We start from the raw sequence: 20200 nt of genomic DNA, 5'->3' as shown, positions 1-20200 counted from the left end.
TGATCGAAAAAGGAGGTGGGCGGGTGAAGACCCTGCTCATCGACAATTACGACTCGTACACGTACAACCTGTTCCAGCTGATCTCCGAGGTCAACGGCCAGGAGCCGACGGTGATCACCAACGACGCCGTCGAAATGCCCGCTCTCGCGGACTTCGACAACGTCGTGGTGTCCCCCGGCCCCGGCCACCCGGGCAACGCCCGTGACTTCGGCGTCAGCGCTCGGGTGGTCGCCGAGTCCCCCGTGCCGGTGCTGGGCGTCTGCCTCGGCCACCAGGGCATAGCGCTCGGCGAGCGGGCGAGGGTGGCCCCCGCGCCGGAGCCGAGGCACGGTCATCCGACCGCGGTCCGGCACGACGGCCAGGACCTCTTCCAGGGGCTGCCGCAGCACTTCACCGCGGTCCGCTACCACTCCCTGGCCGTGCACGAGCCGCTGCCGCCCTCCCTGGAGGCCACCGCGTGGGCCGAGGACGGCGTCCTGATGGGCATCCGGCACCGCGAACGGCCGCTGTGGGGCGTGCAGTTCCACCCGGAGTCGGTGCTCACCGAGTACGGCCACCGCATGCTGCAGAACTTCCGCAACCTGACTGCGAAGCGGGCGCACCGGACCCGTACGAAGAACACCGCCGTCCCCGCGGAGAACGCCCCCCGGGTCGCCATCCCGCACCCCCGCCAGGCCAACCGGCCCGCCTACCGGCTGCACACCCGGCGGATCGCCGGCGCGGTCGACACCGAGGCCGCGTTCAGCAGACTGTTCGCCGCGTCGAAGCGGTCGTTCTGGCTGGACAGCGCCCGGGTCGAGAAGGGCCAGTCGCGGTTCTCCTTCCTCGGGGACGACAGCGGGCCGCTCTCCGAGTTCGTCCGCTACGACGTGGACGCGGGCCGCTGCGAGATCGAACGGGCCGGGAAGCCGCCCCGCAAGGTCACGGCGTCCGTCTTCGACTACCTCAAGCGGCAGCTGACGAACCGGCAGGTCGACGCCACCGGACTACCGTTCGACCTCACGTGCGGCTATGTCGGCTATTTCGGCTACGAGTTGAAGGCCGACTGCGGCTCCACCAACCGGCACCGCGCCGAAACCCCCGACGCCTGCTGGCTGTTCGCCGACCGGCTGATCGCGGTGGACCACGAGGAGGACTTCACCTACGCCCTCTGCCTCGCGGAGGACACCCCGCAGGCCGCGCGCGAGGCCGCCGACTGGCTGGAGTCCACGCTCGCCGAGCTGAGCTGCGTCGCCCCGGACGGGCCGCCGCCGTCCGCGCCGCCCGCCGCGCCCGAGCCCGACCTCGGTGCCGCCGAGCCGTGGCTGGTGCGCGACCGGGCCACCTACCTCGCCGACATCGAGGCCTGTCAGCGCGAACTGCGGGCCGGCACCAGCTACGAGATCTGCCTCACCGACGCGGCCCGGATGCCGGCGCCCCCGGACTCGTACGCCTTCTACCGCGAGCTGCGCCGCGTCAACCCGGCGCCCTACGCGGCCTTCCTGCGGTTCGGCGACCTGGATGTGGCCGGCGCCTCGCCGGAACGTTTCCTGAGGATCACCCGGGACGGGATCGCCGAGGCCAAGCCCATCAAGGGCACCGCCCCGCGCGGCGCGGACCCGGCCCGGGACGCCGAGCTGCGCGACGCGCTCGCGGACGACCCCAAGACCCGTGCCGAGAACCTGATGATCGTCGACCTGCTCCGCAACGACCTCGGCCGGGTCTGCCGCACCGGGTCCGTGCGAGTGTCCAAGCTGATGGCGACCGAGACGTACGCGACCGTGCACCAGCTGGTCTCCACCGTCGAGGGACGGCTGCGGCCCGGCACCGACGCCGTGGACTGCGTCCGCGCCTGCTTCCCCGGCGGCTCGATGACCGGCGCGCCCAAGCTGCGCACGCTGGAGATCATCGACGAGCTGGAGACCGAGGCCCGGGGCGTGTACTCGGGCGCCCTCGGCTATCTCGGGTGCAGCGGCGGCGCCGACCTCAACATCGTCATCCGTACGGCCGTCCTCGCCGACGGCGGGCTGCACCTGGGCGCGGGCGGCGCGATCGTCCTCGACTCCGACCCGGTCGCCGAGTACGACGAGATGCTCCTGAAGACGGCCGCCCAGATGCGCGCCCTGAGCGCCGGCACCACGCTCCCGGCGGGCACGGCCCCCGAGGAGGCGTCCCGATGACCGTCCACGAGCCGCTGCCTGTGCCGGACACGCTCCTCCCGCCGGACGGCGCCAACCTGGCCGGCCGTCTCGCCGCGCTCTCCGAGGCCCACGGCTGGACCACGCGCGCCGCCTTCCACCAGGGGCACCGGACCTGGACCCACGGCGAGGTGCACGATCTCGCCGCGCGGGTCTCCGGTGTGCTGGCCGGGGAGGGGGTGCGGGCCGGGGACCGGGTGGTGCTGGCGCTGCCCGACTCGATCGCGTGGGTCGCGGCCTTCCTCGGGATCGCCCGGCTGGGCGCGGTGGCCGTGCTCGTGAATCCCGAACTGCCCGCCGCCGACCACGCGTTCGTCGCCACGGACACCGCCGCGCTGCTCTGTGTGACCGGGCCAGGGCTGGAGGACGACAGATTCGGCGGGACGGCGCGGATCGGCGCCGACCAGCTGCTCGCGCTCGCCGCGACCACCGAACCGCATCTCACCCACCCCGTCGACGCCGGCAGCCCGCTGTACATCCAGTACACCTCGGGCACGACCGGCTGCCCCAAGGGTGTCGTGCACACGCACGCCGATCCGGGGACGTACCACGAGCTGATCGGCCGTCCGCTGCTCGGGGTCACCGAGGACGACGTCACGCTGTCGGTGTCGAAGCTGTTCTTCGCGTACGGCTTCGGCAACGCCTTCGTCTTCCCGCTGTTCTCCGGCTCCTCCGCCGTACTCGTCGACCGCCGCCCGACCCCGGCCGCCGTGGACGAACTGATCGCCCGCCACCGGGTGACCCTGCTCTACTCGGTGCCGTCGGCCTACGCCGCACTGGTCGCCGACCGGGGCAGCGGCCACGAGGCGTGCTTCGCCTCCGTACGGGCCGCCGTGTCGGCCGGCGAGGGCATACCGGACGGCCTCGGCGAGCGGGTGTCGGAGCTGCTGGGCGCACCGGTCCTGGAGCAGATCGGCTCCACGGAGGCCGGGCACGCGTTCTGCGCGAACAGCCTGGACCACAACCACCCCGGCACCGTCGGCCGCCCGGTCCCCGGCTTCCAGGTGGAGGTCCGCGACCGCGCCGGGCGCCCGGTGCCGGACGGCGCCGAGGGCGAGCTGTGGGTGCACGGGCCGACCGTGACACCCGGCTACCTCAACCGCCCGGAGGAGAGCGCCCGCACCCTGGTCGACGGCTGGCTGGCCACCCACGACCGGGCGCTGCGCGAGCCCGACGGGGCCTTACGGCATCTCGGCCGCGCCGACGACATGGAGATGGTCGGCGGCATCACGGTCTCCCCGCTGGAGGTGGAGGCTGTCCTGCGCGCCCATCCGGCGGTGCGGGAGGTCGCGGTCGCGGCCGTCACCGACGGCACCGGCGCCAGCCGGCTGCGCGCCTTCGTGGTGCCGTTCCCGCCGGTGCCCGACAGCATCCAGGAGGACCTGCTGTGCCTCGCCCGTGAGCGCCTCGCCGCGTTCAAGGTGCCGCGCAGCGTCAGCCTCGTCGTCTCCCTGCCCCGCACGGCCACCGGGAAGCTCCGCCGCCATCTCGTCCGCCAGGGTGCCTGGTGATCACGCCCCGAACCCTCCCCGAGAGGAACCGCCCCATGTCGCAGCAGCCCCTCCTCGCCGACCGAGGCTTCTATCTGGGCCCGATGTTCCGTCAGGCGGCCGACCGGCACGGCGCCGTGTTCGTCACCCTCGACCGCCCGCTGGACACCCACCCCGACCTCGGCACCGCGCTCAGCTACGAGGTCCTCGCCGACGTGGTCGAGGATCTGTCGGCCCGGCTCTGGGCGGCCGGCGTACGACCATCCGAGCAGGTCGTCGTACACAAGACGAACAACGTCGACATCATGCTCCTGACCTGCGCGATCTCCCGTATCGGCGCGGTTCCGGCGCTGCTGGCGCCCGCGCTCGCCGGCGATGTGGTCGGCAAGCTGCTGGGCCGGCTCCAGCGGCCGTGGCTGGTCACCGACGCGGCGAAGCTGGAGGGTCCGCTGAAGGGCCTGGACCTGGACGGCCTGGTCCGTCGTACCCTCACCGTCGCCGAGGCGCCCGGCGCCGAGTCGCTGACCAAGCACGCCGGCGCCGAGACCCCGCGCCCGGTGCGGCTGCACCCGCGCGAACCCGCGCTGATCACCCACAGCTCGGGCACCACCGGCCTGCCCAAGCTCGCCGTGCACTGCGCGAACACCATGTGGAACCGGCTTGTCCCGCAGAAGGCGATGGGCTGGCCGACCCGCGGCGAGGTCGCGGCGCTGCACATGTCGTTCGTGCACTCGCGCTTCTACCACCTGCTCGGTGTGCTCCTGCACTTCGGCAGCCCGCTGCTGCTGATCGTCGACCCGGACCCGGCGTCCGTCGGCCCGCTGCTGGTCCGCCACCGCCCCGGGATCGTCGAGACGCACCCCAACACCTTCGTACTGTGGGAGGAGCTGGCCGACGCGCCCGGCGCCCCGCTGTCGCGCGTGAAGTCGTACGGCTCGACGTTCGACGCAATCCACCCGCGCACGGTACGGCGGCTGCTGGACGCCTCGCAGCGGCGCGCGCCCTGGCTGATCCAGCTGTACGGGCAGAGCGAGAGCGGGCCGGTGGCGTTCCAGTGGTTCACCCGCCGTACGGCCGCCCGCGCGGACGGCCGCCGGGTCGGCACCGGCATCCCCGGCTTCACCCGGGTCCGGGTCACCGGCCCCGACGGCGAGCGGCTGCGCCCCGGCACGCCCGGCCGGATCGAGGCGCGCACACGCGGCCGGATCCTCACCTACCTGGGCATGCAGGAGCAGTACGACCGTCAGCTCACCGACGGCTGGTGGCAGATGGGCGACATGGGGTACCGCAGCCGCATGGGCGCGCTGTACCTGATGGACCGCGAGATCGACCAGATCGACGCGGTGCACAGCAATCTGGAGGTCGAGGACACCCTGATGGACCGCCTGGAGGAGCTGCGTGAGGTGGTCATCGTGCCGGGCGCGGACCGTGAGCCGGTCCCGGTGGTGTGCGTACGGGGCGAGCGGCCACTGGACCCCGAGCGCTGGGCGGAGGCCACGGCCGATCTGCCGAAGCTGGCGGAGCCCCGGCAGTGGCGGTTCGAGGAACTGCCGATGACGGCCACCTGGAAGGTGAAGCGGGTGGAGATCACCCGGATGCTGGCTGAGTCGCGAGAGCCGGTGCGCGCGTGACCTCTCAGCTTCCGGTCGTCGTGGTGGGCGCGGGCCCGGTCGGTCTGTCGGCCGCGCTGGGCCTGCGCTCGCGCGGACTGGCCGTCACCGTCCTGGAGGCGGACCCCGAGGACCGTGAACGGCCGGGCAGCCGGGCGCTGTTCGTGCACCGGGAGACGCTGCGGCTGCTGGAGGGCATGTCCCCGGGGCTGGCCGCCGAGATCACCGCGTTCGGCCGCACCTGGCACACCCGCCGCACGCTCTACCGGGGCCGCGAGGTGTACTCCCGCACCTTCCCGCCGCCGTCCGGGCTGCCCCCGTTCACCAGTCTGCGCCAGCTGGACACCGAGCGCTTCCTGCGCACGGCGTGCGAGCGGGCGGGGGTGGAGTTCGAGTGGGGTGCGCGGATCACAGGCGTCTCGACGTCCGCGGAGGGTGCCGTGCTGACCGGCGAGGACGGGCGCGAGTGGCGTGCCGGGTACGTCGTCGCGGCGGACGGCGCCCGCTCGGCGGTCCGGCAGGAACTGGGCATCGCCATGGAGGGCACCCGGGGCGAGGGCTTCCACGTGGTCGTGGACGTCGCCGACGTGCCGGGCGCCGAGCAGCCGCTGGAGCGGGTCTTCCACTACGAGCACCCGGGTGTCGGGGGCCGCAGTGTGATGCGGGTGCCGTTCACCGGCGGCTTCCAGGTCGACCTCCAGTGCTTCGACGAGGACGCGGAGGACGAGTTCGGCACCGAGGATGCGGTACGCCGCTGGCTGCCGGGGGTGGTCGGCGAGGGGTACGAGGACCAGGTCCTGTGGGTGTCGACGTACCGCTTCCTGCGCAAGGTCGCGGCCTCCTTCACCGATCCGCACCGCAGGGTGCTGCTGGTCGGGGAGGCGGCGCATCTGTTCCCGCCGTTCGGGGCGCGCGGCATGAACAGCGGTATCGCGGACGCCGCGGCGGCGGCCGAGGCGGTCGCCGCGGGGACGGCGGAGGCCGTGGACGGCTTCGCCGAAGTGCGCCGGGCCGCCGGGCTGTTCAACAGCGAGGCGGCCGGAATCGCGCTGGACCATCTGCGCCCGCACCGCCGGGTCGTACGACTGCGGCAGCGTGCGGCGGCGGCACTGGCCCCGGTTGTGCCATCGTGCGGGTCGTGGCTGGAGCACGCGCCGTACGGGCCCCGGGGCGGGGCACCCGCGGTGGCGGGCGGCAAGTACTGAGGAGGACCGCATGGTTGCGCAACTGACCGTCGAAGAAGGCTTGTTGAGCTGGTCACCCAGCTGGGGGTGGCTGACCCCCGAGGGGCCGGTGGCGGCGGACGGTCCGTTGCTGGTCGCCGACTCATGGCTGGTGCGGGACGGCAGGGTACGGGCGTACGGCAGGCACCGGGAGCGGTTCCTGGCGGCCTGCGCGGAGTACGGCGGTCCGGGGCCGCGCCGGCTGGTGGAGTTCTGGCAGGAGGTGACGGCCGCGCTGCCGCGCCGGGGCGAGTGGTTCCCCCGGGTGGAACTCACGGCGGGCTCGGCCGAGTTGAGGCTGCGCTTACGGCACGCGCCGCCGCTCGGCACGGAGATCCGGCTGTGGGCCGCGGGCCGTCCCGACCCGCGCACCACGCCCCGCTGCAAGGGCCCGGACATCGATGTGCTGGCCGGGGTGCGGGGCCGGGCGATGGAGGCCGGGGCCCAGGAGGCGGTGCTGGTCCGGCCGTCCGGGGCGGTGCTGGAGTCGCCGACGGCGAGCCTGCTGTGGTGGGAGGACGACACCCTGTGTCTGCCCCCGTCGGGTCTGCCGCTGCTGCCCGGGGTGACGGCGGCGCTGGTCCTGGAGCGCGCCGAGGCGACGGGGATCGCGGTGGCGCACCGGGAACGGACGGTCGCGGAGCTGTCCGGCCGGGAGGTGTGGCTGGTGAACGCGCTGCACGGCCTGCGGCCGGTGACGGGCTGGGTGGGCGGCGCGGAAATGACCGCGGGCGCGGCGGTGCGGGCGCCGGAATGGCGGGAATGGCTGGAGGGGCTGCGGGAGCCGCTGCCGGTTGATTAAGGAAAGTAAAAACACGGGCATCGGCCTAAAACGCCGATGCCCGATTTCCGCATTGCTTATTCGGTATTACTTCTTCGGCTGGTAACCACCCGGCACCATGCGCGTGGCGATGGCGATCCGGTTGTACGCGTTGATGACGGTGGCCGCCCAGATGAGCGCCGCGATCTGCGCCTCGTCGAAGACCTCCGCGGCCTCGGCGTAGATCTCGTCCGGCACCTGGCCGTCGGAGACGAAGGTCACGGCTTCGGTCAACTCAAGGGCGGCACGCTCCCGGTCGGTGAAGAACGGGGTCTCGCGCCAGGCGTTGAGCGCGTAGATCCGCTGCTCGGTCTCGCCCTCGGCGCGGGCGTCCTTGGTGTGCATGTCGAGGCAGAAGGCGCAGCCGTTGAGCTGCGAGGCACGAATCCGGATCAGTTCGAGGAGTTCCGGCTCGACCTTGGCGTCGGCCGCCGCGGCGACGGCGGCGGCGTGCAGGGAACCCATCGCGGAGGAGACATCGGGGGTGATTTTCTTGAGGGCCACTCGGGATATCGCATCACTGTTGCTCATGGGTCGACTATATCCGCGAATTCTCATTCCGTAGCCACTTTATGATGTGCTTTACGCTCGATTCCGGCGGCGAGTTCACGGACCGTCCGCCGCAGCCAGGCGTGGGCGGGGTCGGCGTCGTGGCGCGGATGCCAGGCTATCCCGAGCCGCAGCGGCGGCAGGGGCACCTCGAAGGTGACCAGCCCGCCACCCGCCGCTCCAGGCCGAGTTCGGCGAGAGCGGCGTCAACCGGCCCGCAGCTTGCCGCGCCGCGAGACAAGCACGTGCTCGGCTTCGAGGGCGAACCGCTTCGCCGTCGACTCACCTTCCGGCGGCTGGTGTCCGCCCCGGACGACGCCCAGGCCACCTCGTCGGGCAGGACCGAGCCCGAGGGGATCGTCGTCTCTCCGGCTCGCGGCGAGTCCGCGCCGGTCCAGAGTGCCTCGACCACCAGGGCGGACAGCCGGCTGCGTTCGATCGGTCTCGGTCGCTCCCGGACTGTGTGCTCCGTCAGCGGGAGGCGGAAGGTCCAGCCCTGTGGCGTGGTGCCGTCCGGGCCGGGGCCGGGCACCTCGTTGACGATGCCCGCCTCGACCAGGCCGCGGACTCCGTCGGTGACGGCGTCGGCGGACAGGCCGGTCCACGTCGCGGTCAGTCCCAGGGCTGGGCGGCCGAGCGATGCCAGGATGCTGAGCGCGGCGGCCACCGCGCGCGCAGACTCGCCCAAGCTCGCGTTCGGGCCCCAGCAGTGGGCCGCCTTCGTCTCGTACGCCGTCGATCGCTGACGTATCCCCCGCCGACGCCCCGCGGTCACCCGTTCGCCGTCGGCCGGTGGTCGCCGGGTCCGAAGGACCCCACGATGGGGAGGAGGGCTGCGCTCGGAGCAGGGCCGGGCGCATCGGATGCGAGCCGGCCGACACGGGCAGTCCGCTCCGGATCATCCGTCTCTCCCCGGAGGCCGTAGTGGGACACGCTGTCGGTGATGTGCTGGGCCTGGCCGCCGGTGTCGCCGTCAGCCCACTTCCGATCGTGGCGATCATCCTGATCCTGGCCACCCCGCGGGGGCGTCTCAACGGACCGCTGTTCGCCTTCGGCTGGGTTCTGGGGCTCGCGGGGCTCGGCGCGATCATGCTGGCCGTCGGCGGCACGGGCGGAGCCTCCTCCCACCAGCACCCCGCTACCTGGGTCGGAGTACTCAAACTCGTTCTGGGCGCGCTCCTCGCCTTCCTCGGCGTCCGTCAGTGGCAGCGCCGCCCCAAAGATCCCTCCCAGGCTCAACTCCCGAAGTGGATGGCGGCGCTCGACCGGTTCACCCCCGTCAAGGTCCTCGGCCTGGGGCTGCTGTTGTCGGCGGCCAATCTCAAGAACGCCCCCCTGACCCTTGCCGCGGGCGCCTCGATCAGCTCCGCCGGGCTCCCCGTGCCACAGCAGATCGGCACACTCGCGGTCTTCGTGGTCATCGCCTCGCTCGGAGTGCTCGCACCACTTGCCGTCTATCTGCTCATGGGCGAACGCGCCAAGGGCATCCTCGGCAGCTGGCGAGACTGGGCCGCGCAGCACAACGTCGCCGTCCTGGCCGTCCTCTTCTTCGTGCTCGGCCTCAAGCTCCTCGGCGACGGTGTCGGCATCCTCGCCGCCTGAGACCAGCCCTCTCAACCGGCCCCTTGGACCTCAGTCGCGCTCCTGGTCGAGGACGTCGTCCAGGGTGGTGGCGGCCATGATCAGCGACAGATGGGTGAACGCCTGCGGGAAGTTGCCCAACTGCTCGCCACTGGGCCCGATCTCCTCGGCGAACAGGCCGACGTGGTTGGCGTAGGTCTGCATCTTCTCGAAGGCATAGCGTGCCGGACGGATCCGTCCGGCACGAGCGAGAGCGTCCACATAGAGGAAGGTGCACAGACTGAAGGTGCCCTCCGAGCCCCGCAGTCCGTCCGGGGAGGCCGCGGGATCGTAGCGGTGGACGAGGCTGTCCGATACGAGCGTGCGCTCCATCGCATCCAGCGTCGACAGCCAGCTCAGCGTCCTGGGCGCCAGAAACCCGACGCGTGGGATGAGCAGCAGCGAGGCGTCGAGGACATCGCTTCCGTAATGCTGGACGAGGGCCTGCTCCTTCTCGTTCCAGCCGCGCTGCATCACCTGTTCGAGGATCGCGTCGCGAGTCGCCGTCCATCGAGGAGCGTCGGCGGGACGGCTGTACGCGGTCGCCAGGCGCAGCCCCCGGTCGAAGGCCACCCACGCCATCACCCGGCTGAAGGTGAAGTCCCGGCGCCCGACACGGGTCTCCCAGACACCCTCGTCGGGGCGGTCCCAGGAATCGGCGAGCCAGTCCAGCGTCCGGGCGAGGTTCTTCCAGCCGTGGTAGCTGCCGCTCATGGCGATCTCGCGTCCCTCCGACAGGGCGTAGAGCGCCTCCCCGTAGATGTCCAGCTGTAGTTGATCGGCCGCCGCGTTTCCGGCCCGCACCGGATACGAACCGCGATAGCCCTCGAAGTGCGTCAGAACCTCCTCCGGCAACTCGGGGTCCCCGTCTACGCGGTACATGATCTGCAGCGGCTCGCCGTCGACGCCTTCCCGGAGCTGGAGACGGTCGCCCAACCAGTGGGTGAACTGCGCCGCCTCCTCGGCGAACCCCAGGTCGAGCAGGGCACGCACGGACAGGGAGCCATCGCGGACCCAGGTGTAGCGGTAGTCCCAGTTGCGTTCACCGCCGATCTGCTCGGGCAGGCCCATGGTGGCGGCGGCGACGGGGGCGCCCGTGGGAGCGTAGGTGAGCAGCTTGAGGGTGATGGCCGAGCGGTGCACCACCCCCGGCCACCGGCCGCGGTACCGGGAGGAGCGCACCCAGCGCTGCCAGAAGTCCACCGCGTCCCAGAACCGTTCCAGTACGCGAGCCGGGGTGGGCGGCGGCGGGATGTCGTCATCGGGCCCGCCGACGGTGAACACGGCCGCGGCCACCTCACCCGATCTCAGGGTCACCGCACCCCGCACATCCCTGCCGTCCGGCCGCAGCGGAAAGGTGCTCTGCAGATGGGCGGTGACGTTCGGCGCCCGGAACGTGGCGGTACCGTCCCGCAGGCAGAGCTGATGGGTGGCGCGGCCGTAGTCGAACCGTGGACGGCACTCCAGAGCGACATGCACCGTGCCGCGTACCGCCCGTGCGCCGCGCAGCAGCACATGCCGGTCGGTGGGGGTGCCGGTGGGGTCCGGTGGCATCCAGTCGAAGATCTCGCCGACCCCGTCCGGCGACATGAACCGGGTCACCAGCACCGCGGTGTCGGGATAGTAGAGCTGCTTGCAGGTGGTGTTCCGCTGTTCCGGCGCGAACCGGAAGTAGCCGCCGCGGTCGTGGTCGAGCAGGGCGGCGAAGACGCTGGGCGAGTCGAACCGGGGAGCCGCGAACCAGTCGACGACGCCCTGGGACGAGATCAGAGCGGCGGTCTGCAGGTCACCCACGAGACCGTGGTCGGCGATGGGCGGGTAACGGTCCATGATCAGCTCACTTCCCTGATGCCTGGTTCCACTGTCCGCCCTGGGCGACAGGGCTGCCAGGGGACGCCGGGTCAGGCCCCGTCGGCCAGTGGGTTCGGCAGGGGGAGATAGCGGGCGTCCGCGCCGTCCGCGCGGGTCCAGCGCAGCAGCAGGTTCGTCTTGCCGGGCAGCGTGGGCGCGGCGAGCAGCGCGCGGGCCTCGGGCAGCTGGTGCCGGGCCAGTTCGCGGCGGACGGCCGGCCAGGGATCGAGTCCTGGATGGCGTTCGGCCAGGGCGGCGGCGACCTCGATGAGGTGGTTGACGACCAGGCAGTACACGAGCCGCTCCCAGCCGGCCGCCCGGGACACGTCGGGGAGCAGCTTGACGCCCTCGGCGTCCCGGAACAGCGCCTGCACGGGTGTCCCGGCGCCGTCCACGGCGACCAGCGTGTTCTGCAGATGCGCCTCGACCACCACGCCGTGGTCGGCGAAGGCCGCGAGGGCCGGCGGTACGACCTGGCGCAGATACGCCGCCCACCAGCGCGCCGGGTCGGCGGCGGTGGCGAGCGGGTCACCGGCGAAGCCCTCCACCAGTGCGGCGGCGAGCAGCGGCGTCACGCCGGGCAGCAGATGGCCGCGCAGCCCGTCGCGGACGAGAACGGCCAGTTCCTCGAACGCGAAGGCGGCGGTGCGGTAGCCGCGGTCCCCGAGCCAGGCGGCGGGGCCGTCGAACGCGGCGAAGGCATGGCTGGCGGCCGCGTCGGTGCGGCGCAGTTCCAGCAGGTCATGGCGCCACAGGCGGCGGATGTCGTTGGTGATGCGGACATCGAGGCTGAACTTCAGGAACAGATCGGGCCCGGGCGCGTACAGGGTGCGGATCGCCGCGGTGGGCCACGCCTCGGACGCGGTCGTACCGAGCCGCAGCAGGCGTCCGTCGGCGAAGGCAGGCGCGAGGGTGCGGGCGGCCAGGTCGAGCTGCCAGGGGTGGGCGGGCAGCAGCCGGTAGCCGGGCGGGGCGGTGCCGAGGGCGTCCAGCGCCGTGGTGTCGCCCTCCTCGACCACCGCGTCCGCGCGCACGCCGAGCAGCACCAGCGGGAAGCGGGCGTGCGCCTCGGGCGCGTACGGCAGCCAGCCGAGGACCGGACCGCCGCCGCGGGCCTTGGGTGCCGGGTGGTGCGGATGGCCGGTGACGAGAGACTGTTCGGAGAGCAGATACGGGTCGTCGGGCGGCGTCGCCCCGGCGCGCGCGGCGAGCAGCGCGGCGATCGCGTCGCGGCTGTCGATCATCTCGGTGGGCAGGTCGTCGTTGGACAGCCCGGTGTGCCGACGCAGTTCGTCGGCGACCAGTTTGACCAGCTCGGTGTGGCCGATGGGGTGCCAGGCGCCGGCCGTGTACAGCTCGGGTGCGGCGGGCCGCCGCCGACCGCGTACGCGCAGCAGTCGGCCGCCGGGCAGCCGGTGGACCCGTGGCTCGCCGGGCCCCGGTACCGGCTCGGCGACCTCGCGGAGCAGGCAGTTGAGCAGGGGCGCGGCGGCATACGCGTCGGCGCGCGCTGCGATGTCGGCGCTGGGGGGCATGGGGTCCACGAGATCCGTTCGTCGTTCTGTGTCCACCGGCGATCCGTTCGTCGTTCTGCGTCCACCGGTATCACGGCCCACACGGTGTGGTGCGGCCACACGGCCCGATGACGATCAGTATGTCTCTCGCCGATGACGATCAGTATGTCTCTCGAATCTGGCATCGCCGCCACCCCGCCCGGACCCGAGGAGCCCGCCCGTGCACCGTCCCCCCACCGTCGAGGCGCAGGTCGCCGCCGAACTGGCCGGCCTGCGGCCCGGCCTCGTGCCCCGGTACGCGGCCGAGCTGTCCGGGGCCCGCGCAGCCGTGCTGACCCGCCTGTGGCGGGCGCTGGCCCATGAGCCGCTGCCGTGGATCACCCGGCGGGCGGCCGGGGCGCACGGGCTCGCGCTGCGGCTCGCCGACGGCCGCGCGCTGCACGGGCCGCGCGCGGATCCGTACGCGACCGACGCATATGTGACCGTCGTGTTCCTGGACGGCACGGCGTACGACGACCCCGCCCGGCTGATGGCGGCTCTCGCGGTGCCGAACGCGGCGGGCTTCGCGGCCGAACTCGCGCACAGCGTCGCCTCGTTGGCGCTGTCGCGGGCCGACCGGCCGGAGCGCTCGGACGCCTGGCCGCGCCGGGACTGGGAGTGGGAGCAGCGGGTGGTCGACGGCCACCCGTTCCACCCGGGCTGCCGTGCCCGGCCCGGTTTCTCGGTGGCGGAGCAGTTCGCGTACGGGCCGGAGCACCGGCCGGTGGTGGCGCTGGGGACGGTGCCGGTCGCCGCGGCGGAGTGCCTGCTGACGGGTGCGTGGCCCGCGGAGCTGCGCGACGGGGACCGACTGCTGATCCCCGTGCACCCCTGGCAGGCGGACCATGTCCTCAAGTCCCGGTGCGCGCAGGGCCCTTCGGTCCACCCGCTGACGGCCCACCCGCTGATGTCCCTGCGCACCCTCGCCGTCCCCGGCGGCCCGCACATCAAGACCGCGCTGAGCGCCCGGCTGACGTCCTCGGTGCGGGACATCTCGGTGTACTCGGTGGGCGCGTCCCAGGCCCTCTCGGCGTTCGCGGAGGGCCTGTCGGACCGCACGGACGGGCTGCTGCACATCACCCGCACCCTGGGCGCCGTTACCGCGAACTCCCCTGATCTGGCCGCCGTGTTGCGCGAGTCGCCGCAGCGGTTCGCGGGGCGGGGCGAGTATGTGCTCCCGGTGGCGGCCCTGGCCGGCACCGGTCTGCCGGGCACCCCCGGCTGGCTCACGGCGTTCGCCCGGCTCGCGCTCACCGTCGGCCTGCGGCTGCTGGACCTGGGCGTGGCCCTGGAGGCGCACGGCCAGAACCTGCTCGTGGTGCTGTCCGCGGCGGGCGATCCGCTGCGTCTGGTCTATCGCGACCTCGCCGACATCCGGATCAGTCCGGCCCGGCTGGCCCGGCACGGCATCGCCCCGCCCGAGCTGACGGGCCGACTGATCACGGACGAGGTACCGGCCCTGCGCCGCAAGCTGTTCGGTTCGCTGGTGGCGGGTGCGCTGGCCGGGGCCGCGGGTTCGGGGCCGGTGCTGCGGGCCGCGCTGGCGGCGGCCCTGCCGGATGTGCCGCGCACCGCCGATCTGGCCGCGCTGCGCGAGGGACCGCTGCCCGCCAAGGCCCTGACCCTGATGCGGCTGTCCCCGCGAACCCCCGGTGACCAGTGGGCCGCGCTGCCCAACCCGCTCGTTTTGGAGCACGACACCTCTGATCAATAGGATCCGCCGATGATCAGAACACAACGGCTGGCGGCGGGAGTCTGCGCCCTGCTCGCCGCCCTGACGGCCGGGATCGCCTTCCCGGCCGGAGCGGTCGCCGATGAGACGGACCAGGCCGCACCGAAGGTCGAACTCGTGCTGGACGTCAGCGGTTCCATGCGCACGCGGGACATCGACGGCGGATCGCGGATGGCCGCGGCGAAGCAGGCGTTCAACGAGGTGCTCGACGCGACACCCGAGGAGGTGCAGCTCGGCATCCGCACGCTGGGCGCCAACTACCCGGGCGACGACCGGAAGGTGGGCTGCAAGGACACCGCACAGCTCTACCCGGTCGGCCCGTTGAACCGGACCGAGGCCAAGACGGCGGTGGCGACGCTGGCGCCGACCGGCTGGACGCCGATCGGGCCCGCGCTCCAGCAGGCGGCCACCGACCTCGACGGCGGAGACGGCACCCGCCGTATCGTCCTGATCAGCGACGGCGAGGACACCTGCGCGCCGCTCGACCCGTGCGAGGTGGCCCGTGAGATAGCCGCCAAGGGCATCGGGCTGACCATCGACACCCTCGGTCTGGTACCCGACGCCAAGACCCGCGATCAGCTCATCTGCATCGCGGACGCCACCGGCGGCACCTACACCTCCGTGCAGCACAAGGAGGAACTCACCGACCGGGTCGGCGAGTTGGTGGACCGGGCCGCGGATCCGGTGGTGACTCCGGTGGCCACCGAGGGGGCCGCCGAGTGTGCGAAGGCGCCCGCGCTGAAGGCCGGGCTGTACACGGACCGCGAGGAGTTCGGGCAGCAGCGCTGGTACAAGGTGGACGTCGATCCCGGCCAGGAGCTGCGCGCATCGGTGAGTGTGGCCGCGGACCGGGCCGTCAACCCCGACCACGGGGTGCTGCTGCGGGCCGTCACGGTGCACGGCCGGGAGATCGTGCGCGGCGAGGCGACGGGCACCGGCCGCACCGACGTCCTCTCGACGGGCCTGCGCTACCCGAAGCCGGACAGCGACGACGACACCGCCCCCGCCGAGTCGGTGTGCCTCCAGATCACCAACTCCTTCTCGGTGGCCGCCGGGGTGAAGACGACGCCGGGGCTGCCGCTGGAGCTGACCGTCGATGTCGTGGACGGCCCGAGCGGGGCGAGCGATGTGGCCGCCTTCGGTCTCGGCCGCGGCTGGTGGCTGCTCGGCGCACTGGTGCTGACCGGATTTGTCGCCGGTCTGCTGTGGGGTTGGCTGTCGCGCTGGCGGCTCGCGATCTGGAGGACCAACTGATGCGGATCACACAGGTGTTGAGCGGCGCCCTGCTGGCGCTCGGGCTGGCCGCGGGTCCCGCCGCGGCCGACTCCTCCCCGTCGCCGAGCGCCACTGACGACGGCGGCGCGCCCACCCGGGCGGGGACGTCGTTCCGTACGGCGACCGAGATCGACCAGGGGCAGCAGGCCACCGCGAGCGGCTCCACGGGCGACTATCTCTACTGGTCGTTCCCGGCGGACGCCGGGCAGCGCCCGAACGTCAGGGCCACGGTCAAGCTGCCCGACACGCACAGCGCCCAGACCTGGCAGCTGGATGTGTACGACGGTCTGCGCCGCCGCCAGTCCTGCCAGTACGGCGCCCAGACCCGCACCGCGGCCGAGGGTGCCGCCACCGTCGAGACGGCCTGCGTCCTGCGCACGGTACGGGCCTGGTCGGAGCCGTGGGCGAACGACCCGCTGCCGGGCACGTACTACATCCGGCTGACGGTGCTGAACGCCGCCCCGGCCGATCTGGGCCTGCCGGTGAGCGCCGAGGTCCACGTCGACTCCAAGGAGATCGGCGGCTCGGCCGCGGTGGACGGCTCGCTGGCGCAGCCGCTGGTTCCCGGGATCTCGGTGGCGTCGGACTCCGCCGCCGAATCGGACGAGGACGGGTCGGTGAAGTCGGCGGTGCTGTCCAGCATCGAACCCGACGGCGGCTGGTCGTCGGGCTGGTGGTCGGACCGCTGGGTGTGGACCGGGGTGGGCGGCGTGCTGGCCGCGCTCGCCGGCATCGGCGGGTACGCACTGACCCGCGGCACCGGACGGCCGTCCCGGGTACCGCCGGGCGTCTGAGCCCCCAGAAGGCCCGCCGGTCCACGAACTCCAGGAGTCGTCGCACCCCTTGAGCCGGGGTGTCGCAACGACCACTGGAACGTGAGGCCGGCGGGCCTTCCGCTGCTCATGGCCTTCTCACGTCTTTCCCATGGCCTTCTCATGGCCTTCTCATGGCTCCCGCAGCGCCTTGGCGAGCGAGCCGTCCCCCGTGACGGCGACGCGCCCGGCCCGTACCGCGTCGGGCAGCGTCAGCGCGCCGCGGGCGATGGCCGTACAGGTCCCGGTGTCCATCGCGAGCCGTGCGTCGGGCTCCGCGCGGGCCGGTCCGTCGCCGTACACCGGCCCCTGCGCACCGCCGACGTGCAGATGGAAGACCCCTTCCTCCAGATGGACTTCGACCAGTCCCTCGATCTGACCCTCGCCGTCCAGCGCCCGCAGCAGCGGCAGCGCGAACCAGTGCGCGCGCACCGCGTCGGTGGGCCTGCGCTCCCCCAGCTCGGACTGCCCCCATGCGCCCAGCGCGGTCAGCACGGGCAGCAACTCCCGTCCACGCTCGGTCAGTTCGTAGACATACGCGGCGCCGGGCGGGGGCAGCCTGCGGCGGGTGGTGAGCCCGTCCCGTTCCATGTCCTTCAGCCGTGAGGCGAGTACGTCCGTGCTCACCCCCGGCAGGTCCGCGTGCAGGTCCGTGTAGCGGCGCGGACCGGCGAGCAGCTCCCGGACGATCAGCAGGGTCCAGCGGTCGCCGACGAGGTCGAGCGCGCGGGCGGCGGAACAGTACTGGTCGTAGCTTCGGCGAGGTGACATGCGACGCAGTCTAGACATGTTGTTGGACTTTCCAAGCTCATACTTGGTAAAACCAAGCAACACCAGTTATCTGAGGGGAAGCGGCGCATGGAGTTCCGGCAGTCGAACAAGCTCAGCGAGGTCTGTTACGAGATCCGCGGTCCGGTGATCGAGCACGCCGACGCCCTGGAGGAGAAGGGTCACAGCGTGCTGCGCCTGAACACCGGCAATCCCGCGGTGTTCGGCTTCGAGGCACCGGAGGAGATCCTCCAGGACATGATCCGGATGCTGCCGCAGGCGCACGGCTACACGGACTCGCGCGGCATCCTCTCCGCCCGCCGGGCGGTCGCCCAGCGCTACCAGAACCTGGGCCTCACAGTCGGCGTCGACGATGTGTTCCTCGGCAACGGCGTCTCCGAACTGGTGTCGATGGCCGTCCAGGCGCTGGTGGAGGACGGCGACGAGATCCTCGTACCGGCACCGGACTTCCCGCTGTGGACGGCGGTGACCACCCTGGCGGGCGGCAAGCCGGTGCACTACCTGTGCGACGAGCAGGCGGAGTGGTACCCGGACCTGGCCGACATGGCGTCGAAGATCACGGACCGCACCAAGGCCGTGGTCGTCATCAACCCCAACAACCCGACCGGGGCCGTCTATCCGAAGGAGATCCTTGAGGGCATCCTCGACCTCGCCCGCCGCCACGGCCTGATGGTCTTCGCCGACGAGATCTACGACCAGATCCTGTACGACGACGCCGTCCACCACTCCACCGCCGCGCTCGCGCCCGACCTGGTCGTCCTCACCTTCTGCGGGCTGTCGAAGACGTACCGGGTGGCCGGCTTCCGCTCGGGCTGGCTGGTGGTGACCGGCCCGAAACAGCACGCGAAGGACTACCTGGAGGGCCTGGCGATGCTGGCCTCCATGCGGCTGTGCGCCAACGCGCCCGCCCAGTACGCCATTCAGGCCGCCCTCGGCGGCCGCCAGTCCATCCACGAACTGACCGCGCCCGGCGGGCGGCTGCGCGAGCAGCGGGACGTGGCCTGGGAACGGCTCAACGAGATCCCGGGCGTGTCCTGTGTGCGGCCCAAGGGGGCGCTGTACGCGTTCCCGCGTCTCGACCCCAAGGTGCACAGGATCCACGACGACGAGAAGTTCGTCCTCGACCTGCTGCTCCGCGAGAAGATCCAGGTCGTCCAGGGCACCGGGTTCAACTGGCCGGCCCCGGACCACTTCCGGATCCTCACCCTGCCGCACGCGGAGGACCTGGAGGCGGCGATCGGACGGATCGGGCGGTTCCTCGGCGGGTACCGGCAGTAGCCGCCGAGACACCGCCCGCGGACGCCACCTGCGGGCGCCGCCCGCAGGTCCGGGTGTGGCCCGAGGGCCGTGTGGCCCGACGGCCGTGTGGCCCGACGGCCGTGTGGCGCAGTCCCGCCTGCGGGCCACCGGTGTCCTGTGCCACGGTGCCGGAAGACGAGCGGAAAGGATGGACAGGTGGGTGACCTCGTTCTCGTCCGGCACGGTGAGACCGAGTGGTCACGGTCCGGACGGCACACCAGCTGGACGGACGTGCCGCTGACCGAGCACGGCCGGGGCGAGGCGCGCCGGCTGGTTCCGCTGGTGCGCTCGCACCGGATCGACGCGGCCTTCGTCAGTCCCCTGCGACGGGCCCGGGAGACGGCCGGGCTGATCGGGGTGGGCGACGCCCGCGTCGACGCCGACCTGCACGAATGGGACTACGGGGGCTACGAGGGGATCACCACCACGGAGATCCAGCGCACCCGGCCCGGCTGGTTCCTGTTCACGGACGGGGTGGCGCCGGGCCCGCCGGAGCACCCCGGGGAGAGTCCGGAGCAGGTCGGCGAGCGGGCCGACCGGGTCCTGGCCAAGGTGGACGCCGCGCTCACCGACACCGACGGCGTCGTACTCCTGGTCGCGCACGGGCACTTCCTCCGAGTCCTCACCGCCCGCCGGCTCGGACTGCCCCCCACACACGGCGCGCTGTTCCAACTCGCCACCGGAACGCTGTGCCGACTGGGCACCGAGCACGACCGGCCGGTCGTCACGGACTGGAACCTCCGGCCCACGCCCTGACCCGGAGCCATGCGGGCCCGGCGCCCGCGGGCCGCCCACTGTCGGACCGGGGTCGTAGGCTGCGAAGGAGCCGACCACCGGCTCTACGAAGTGCCGACCACCGGCTCTGCGGAAGGCTGACCACCGGGGAGGAGCAGGCCGTGAGCCGACCGCCGACCGCCGCGCAGCGGCGGGTGATCGACGCCGCCGACCCGGTCACCGGGCGGCTGCGGGGCACACCGGCGCAGCTCGCCGCGCTGGTGCAGCGGGGGCTCGCCTTCCGGCACCCCCGCCCGCCGCACGACCACTTCCTCACCCCCGCGGGGCACCGCCTGCGCGAGACGGCCCCGCCGCCCGCAGGCCCCGCCCGACGGGCCACCGCCCCCGCCGAGCCCGCCGCACCGGCGACCGCACCCACCACCGACGCCGACGGCGGGGTCTTCGCGGCCCGCGTCGGCGGCGCGCAGGAGTCCGACGCACCGTCCGGTCCGGCGCGGGCGCGCGAGGTGCACAGCGCCTGGCAGGGCCTGCTCGAACTGCGCCGGATGACCAACCCCGACGGGTCCGCCGACCGCCCGTGCGGCTGGGAGCGCACCCATCTGGTGCGAGCCGCCGCGCTCGCCCTGGAGGCGGCCGGCCACCGCCCGGCCGGGCCGGACGCCGAC

The 20200-nt window shown here is 72.8% G+C and carries 16 protein-coding genes and 1 pseudogene; 12 read left to right on the top strand and 5 right to left on the bottom strand.

Annotation, left to right across the window (positions count from 1 at the left end):
• Positions 1-23 precede the first annotated feature (23 nt).
• From pabB to ACWEKM_RS17270, 5 genes are read left to right on the top strand one after another with little or no spacing between them, the layout of a single operon-like run.
• Complete coding sequence (gene pabB, locus ACWEKM_RS17290) at positions 24-2159, top strand: aminodeoxychorismate synthase component I (RefSeq protein ID WP_451622018.1); 2136 nt, start codon at positions 24-26, stop codon at positions 2157-2159.
• Positions 2156-3688, top strand: a complete 1533-nt coding sequence (locus ACWEKM_RS17285) for an AMP-binding protein (protein ID WP_451622017.1) — start codon at positions 2156-2158, stop codon at positions 3686-3688. The genes pabB and ACWEKM_RS17285 overlap by 4 nt, the downstream gene beginning before the upstream one ends.
• Before the next feature lie 35 nt (positions 3689-3723).
• Positions 3724-5298, top strand: coding sequence for an AMP-binding protein (locus tag ACWEKM_RS17280; protein ID WP_451622016.1), 1575 nt, complete (start codon positions 3724-3726; stop codon positions 5296-5298).
• A complete protein-coding gene (locus ACWEKM_RS17275; protein ID WP_451622015.1) occupies positions 5295-6482 on the top strand; it encodes an FAD-dependent oxidoreductase in 1188 nt (395 codons plus the stop codon). Before ACWEKM_RS17280 ends, ACWEKM_RS17275 begins: the two co-directional genes overlap by 4 nt.
• Before the next feature lie 10 nt (positions 6483-6492).
• Complete coding sequence (locus ACWEKM_RS17270) at positions 6493-7302, top strand: aminotransferase class IV (protein ID WP_451622014.1); 810 nt, start codon at positions 6493-6495, stop codon at positions 7300-7302.
• A 66-nt stretch (positions 7303-7368) separates the two neighbouring features.
• Here ACWEKM_RS17270 and ACWEKM_RS17265 read toward each other — a convergent pair whose 3' ends face one another.
• Together ACWEKM_RS17265 and ACWEKM_RS17260 are read right to left on the bottom strand one after the other, a co-directional pair.
• Positions 7369-7851, bottom strand: coding sequence for a carboxymuconolactone decarboxylase family protein (locus ACWEKM_RS17265; protein ID WP_451622013.1), 483 nt, complete (start codon positions 7849-7851; stop codon positions 7369-7371).
• Between the two features lie 23 nt (positions 7852-7874).
• Positions 7875-8192: pseudogene (locus tag ACWEKM_RS17260) on the bottom strand (LysR family transcriptional regulator); the annotation flags it as partial.
• A 601-nt stretch (positions 8193-8793) separates the two neighbouring features.
• On the opposite strand from ACWEKM_RS17260, the gene ACWEKM_RS17255 reads away from it, so the two are divergent.
• Positions 8794-9471: a GAP family protein gene (locus ACWEKM_RS17255; protein WP_451622012.1), complete on the top strand. Its 678-nt coding sequence runs from the start codon at positions 8794-8796 to the stop codon at positions 9469-9471.
• 30 nt (positions 9472-9501) lie between these two features.
• Here the strand turns inward: ACWEKM_RS17255 and ACWEKM_RS17250 are convergent, their stop codons facing one another.
• A complete protein-coding gene (locus ACWEKM_RS17250) occupies positions 9502-11319 on the bottom strand; it encodes a glycoside hydrolase family 15 protein (RefSeq protein WP_451622011.1) in 1818 nt (605 codons plus the stop codon).
• Between the two features lie 71 nt (positions 11320-11390).
• Positions 11391-12875, bottom strand: a complete 1485-nt coding sequence (locus ACWEKM_RS17245; protein ID WP_451622010.1) for an IucA/IucC family protein — start codon at positions 12873-12875, stop codon at positions 11391-11393.
• A gap of 199 nt (positions 12876-13074) precedes the next feature.
• On the opposite strand from ACWEKM_RS17245, the gene ACWEKM_RS17240 reads away from it, so the two are divergent.
• Genes ACWEKM_RS17240 through ACWEKM_RS17230 form a run of 3 tightly spaced genes read left to right on the top strand, consistent with a single transcriptional unit; the run spans position 13075 to position 16694 of the window.
• Positions 13075-14607 (top strand): IucA/IucC family protein, encoded by a 1533-nt coding sequence (locus ACWEKM_RS17240; protein WP_451622009.1) that lies wholly within the window; start codon positions 13075-13077, stop codon positions 14605-14607.
• A 9-nt stretch (positions 14608-14616) separates the two neighbouring features.
• A complete protein-coding gene (locus ACWEKM_RS17235; RefSeq protein WP_451622008.1) occupies positions 14617-15879 on the top strand; it encodes a VWA domain-containing protein in 1263 nt (420 codons plus the stop codon).
• The gene (locus tag ACWEKM_RS17230; RefSeq protein ID WP_451622007.1) at positions 15879-16694 is read left to right on the top strand and encodes a hypothetical protein; all 816 of its coding nucleotides are present in this window, start codon (positions 15879-15881) and stop codon (positions 16692-16694) included. The genes ACWEKM_RS17235 and ACWEKM_RS17230 overlap by 1 nt, the downstream gene beginning before the upstream one ends.
• A 150-nt stretch (positions 16695-16844) precedes the next feature.
• On the opposite strand, the gene ACWEKM_RS17225 is transcribed toward ACWEKM_RS17230, so the two are convergent.
• Positions 16845-17483 carry a winged helix-turn-helix transcriptional regulator gene (locus ACWEKM_RS17225; protein WP_451622006.1) on the bottom strand — a complete coding sequence of 213 codons (639 nt, stop codon included), beginning with the start codon at positions 17481-17483 and terminating at the stop codon, positions 16845-16847.
• A gap of 87 nt (positions 17484-17570) precedes the next feature.
• On the opposite strand from ACWEKM_RS17225, the gene ACWEKM_RS17220 reads away from it, so the two are divergent.
• From ACWEKM_RS17220 to ACWEKM_RS17210, 3 genes are all read left to right on the top strand, one after another.
• Complete coding sequence (locus ACWEKM_RS17220) at positions 17571-18779, top strand: pyridoxal phosphate-dependent aminotransferase (protein ID WP_451622005.1); 1209 nt, start codon at positions 17571-17573, stop codon at positions 18777-18779.
• A gap of 177 nt (positions 18780-18956) precedes the next feature.
• Positions 18957-19556: a histidine phosphatase family protein gene (locus tag ACWEKM_RS17215; protein WP_451622004.1), complete on the top strand. Its 600-nt coding sequence runs from the start codon at positions 18957-18959 to the stop codon at positions 19554-19556.
• 140 nt (positions 19557-19696) lie between these two features.
• The coding region (locus tag ACWEKM_RS17210) for a hypothetical protein (RefSeq protein ID WP_451622003.1) at positions 19697-20200 on the top strand (504 nt) is incomplete at its 3' end.

The organism is Streptomyces sp. NPDC004752 (assembly GCF_053601275.1).
The sequence above is the reverse complement of the archived record's forward strand: the minus strand, read 5'-3'. Positions and strand labels throughout refer to the sequence as shown.

What these genes read in the sequence shown, in the direction of transcription:
- ACWEKM_RS17285 (WP_451622017.1), top strand. Translation starts at nt 2,156, where the DNA reads ATGACCGTCCACGAGCCGCTGCCTGTGCCGGACACGCTCCTCCCGCCG.
- ACWEKM_RS17280 (WP_451622016.1), top strand. Translation starts at nt 3,724, where the DNA reads ATGTCGCAGCAGCCCCTCCTCGCCGACCGAGGCTTCTATCTGGGCCCG.
- ACWEKM_RS17270 (WP_451622014.1), top strand. Translation starts at nt 6,493, where the DNA reads ATGGTTGCGCAACTGACCGTCGAAGAAGGCTTGTTGAGCTGGTCACCC.
- ACWEKM_RS17265 (WP_451622013.1), bottom strand. Translation starts at nt 7,851, where the DNA reads ATGAGCAACAGTGATGCGATATCCCGAGTGGCCCTCAAGAAAATCACC.
- ACWEKM_RS17250 (WP_451622011.1), bottom strand. Translation starts at nt 11,319, where the DNA reads ATGGACCGTTACCCGCCCATCGCCGACCACGGTCTCGTGGGTGACCTG.
- ACWEKM_RS17245 (WP_451622010.1), bottom strand. Translation starts at nt 12,875, where the DNA reads ATGCCCCCCAGCGCCGACATCGCAGCGCGCGCCGACGCGTATGCCGCC.
- ACWEKM_RS17235 (WP_451622008.1), top strand. Translation starts at nt 14,617, where the DNA reads ATGATCAGAACACAACGGCTGGCGGCGGGAGTCTGCGCCCTGCTCGCC.
- ACWEKM_RS17230 (WP_451622007.1), top strand. Translation starts at nt 15,879, where the DNA reads ATGCGGATCACACAGGTGTTGAGCGGCGCCCTGCTGGCGCTCGGGCTG.
- ACWEKM_RS17225 (WP_451622006.1), bottom strand. Translation starts at nt 17,483, where the DNA reads ATGTCACCTCGCCGAAGCTACGACCAGTACTGTTCCGCCGCCCGCGCG.
- ACWEKM_RS17220 (WP_451622005.1), top strand. Translation starts at nt 17,571, where the DNA reads ATGGAGTTCCGGCAGTCGAACAAGCTCAGCGAGGTCTGTTACGAGATC.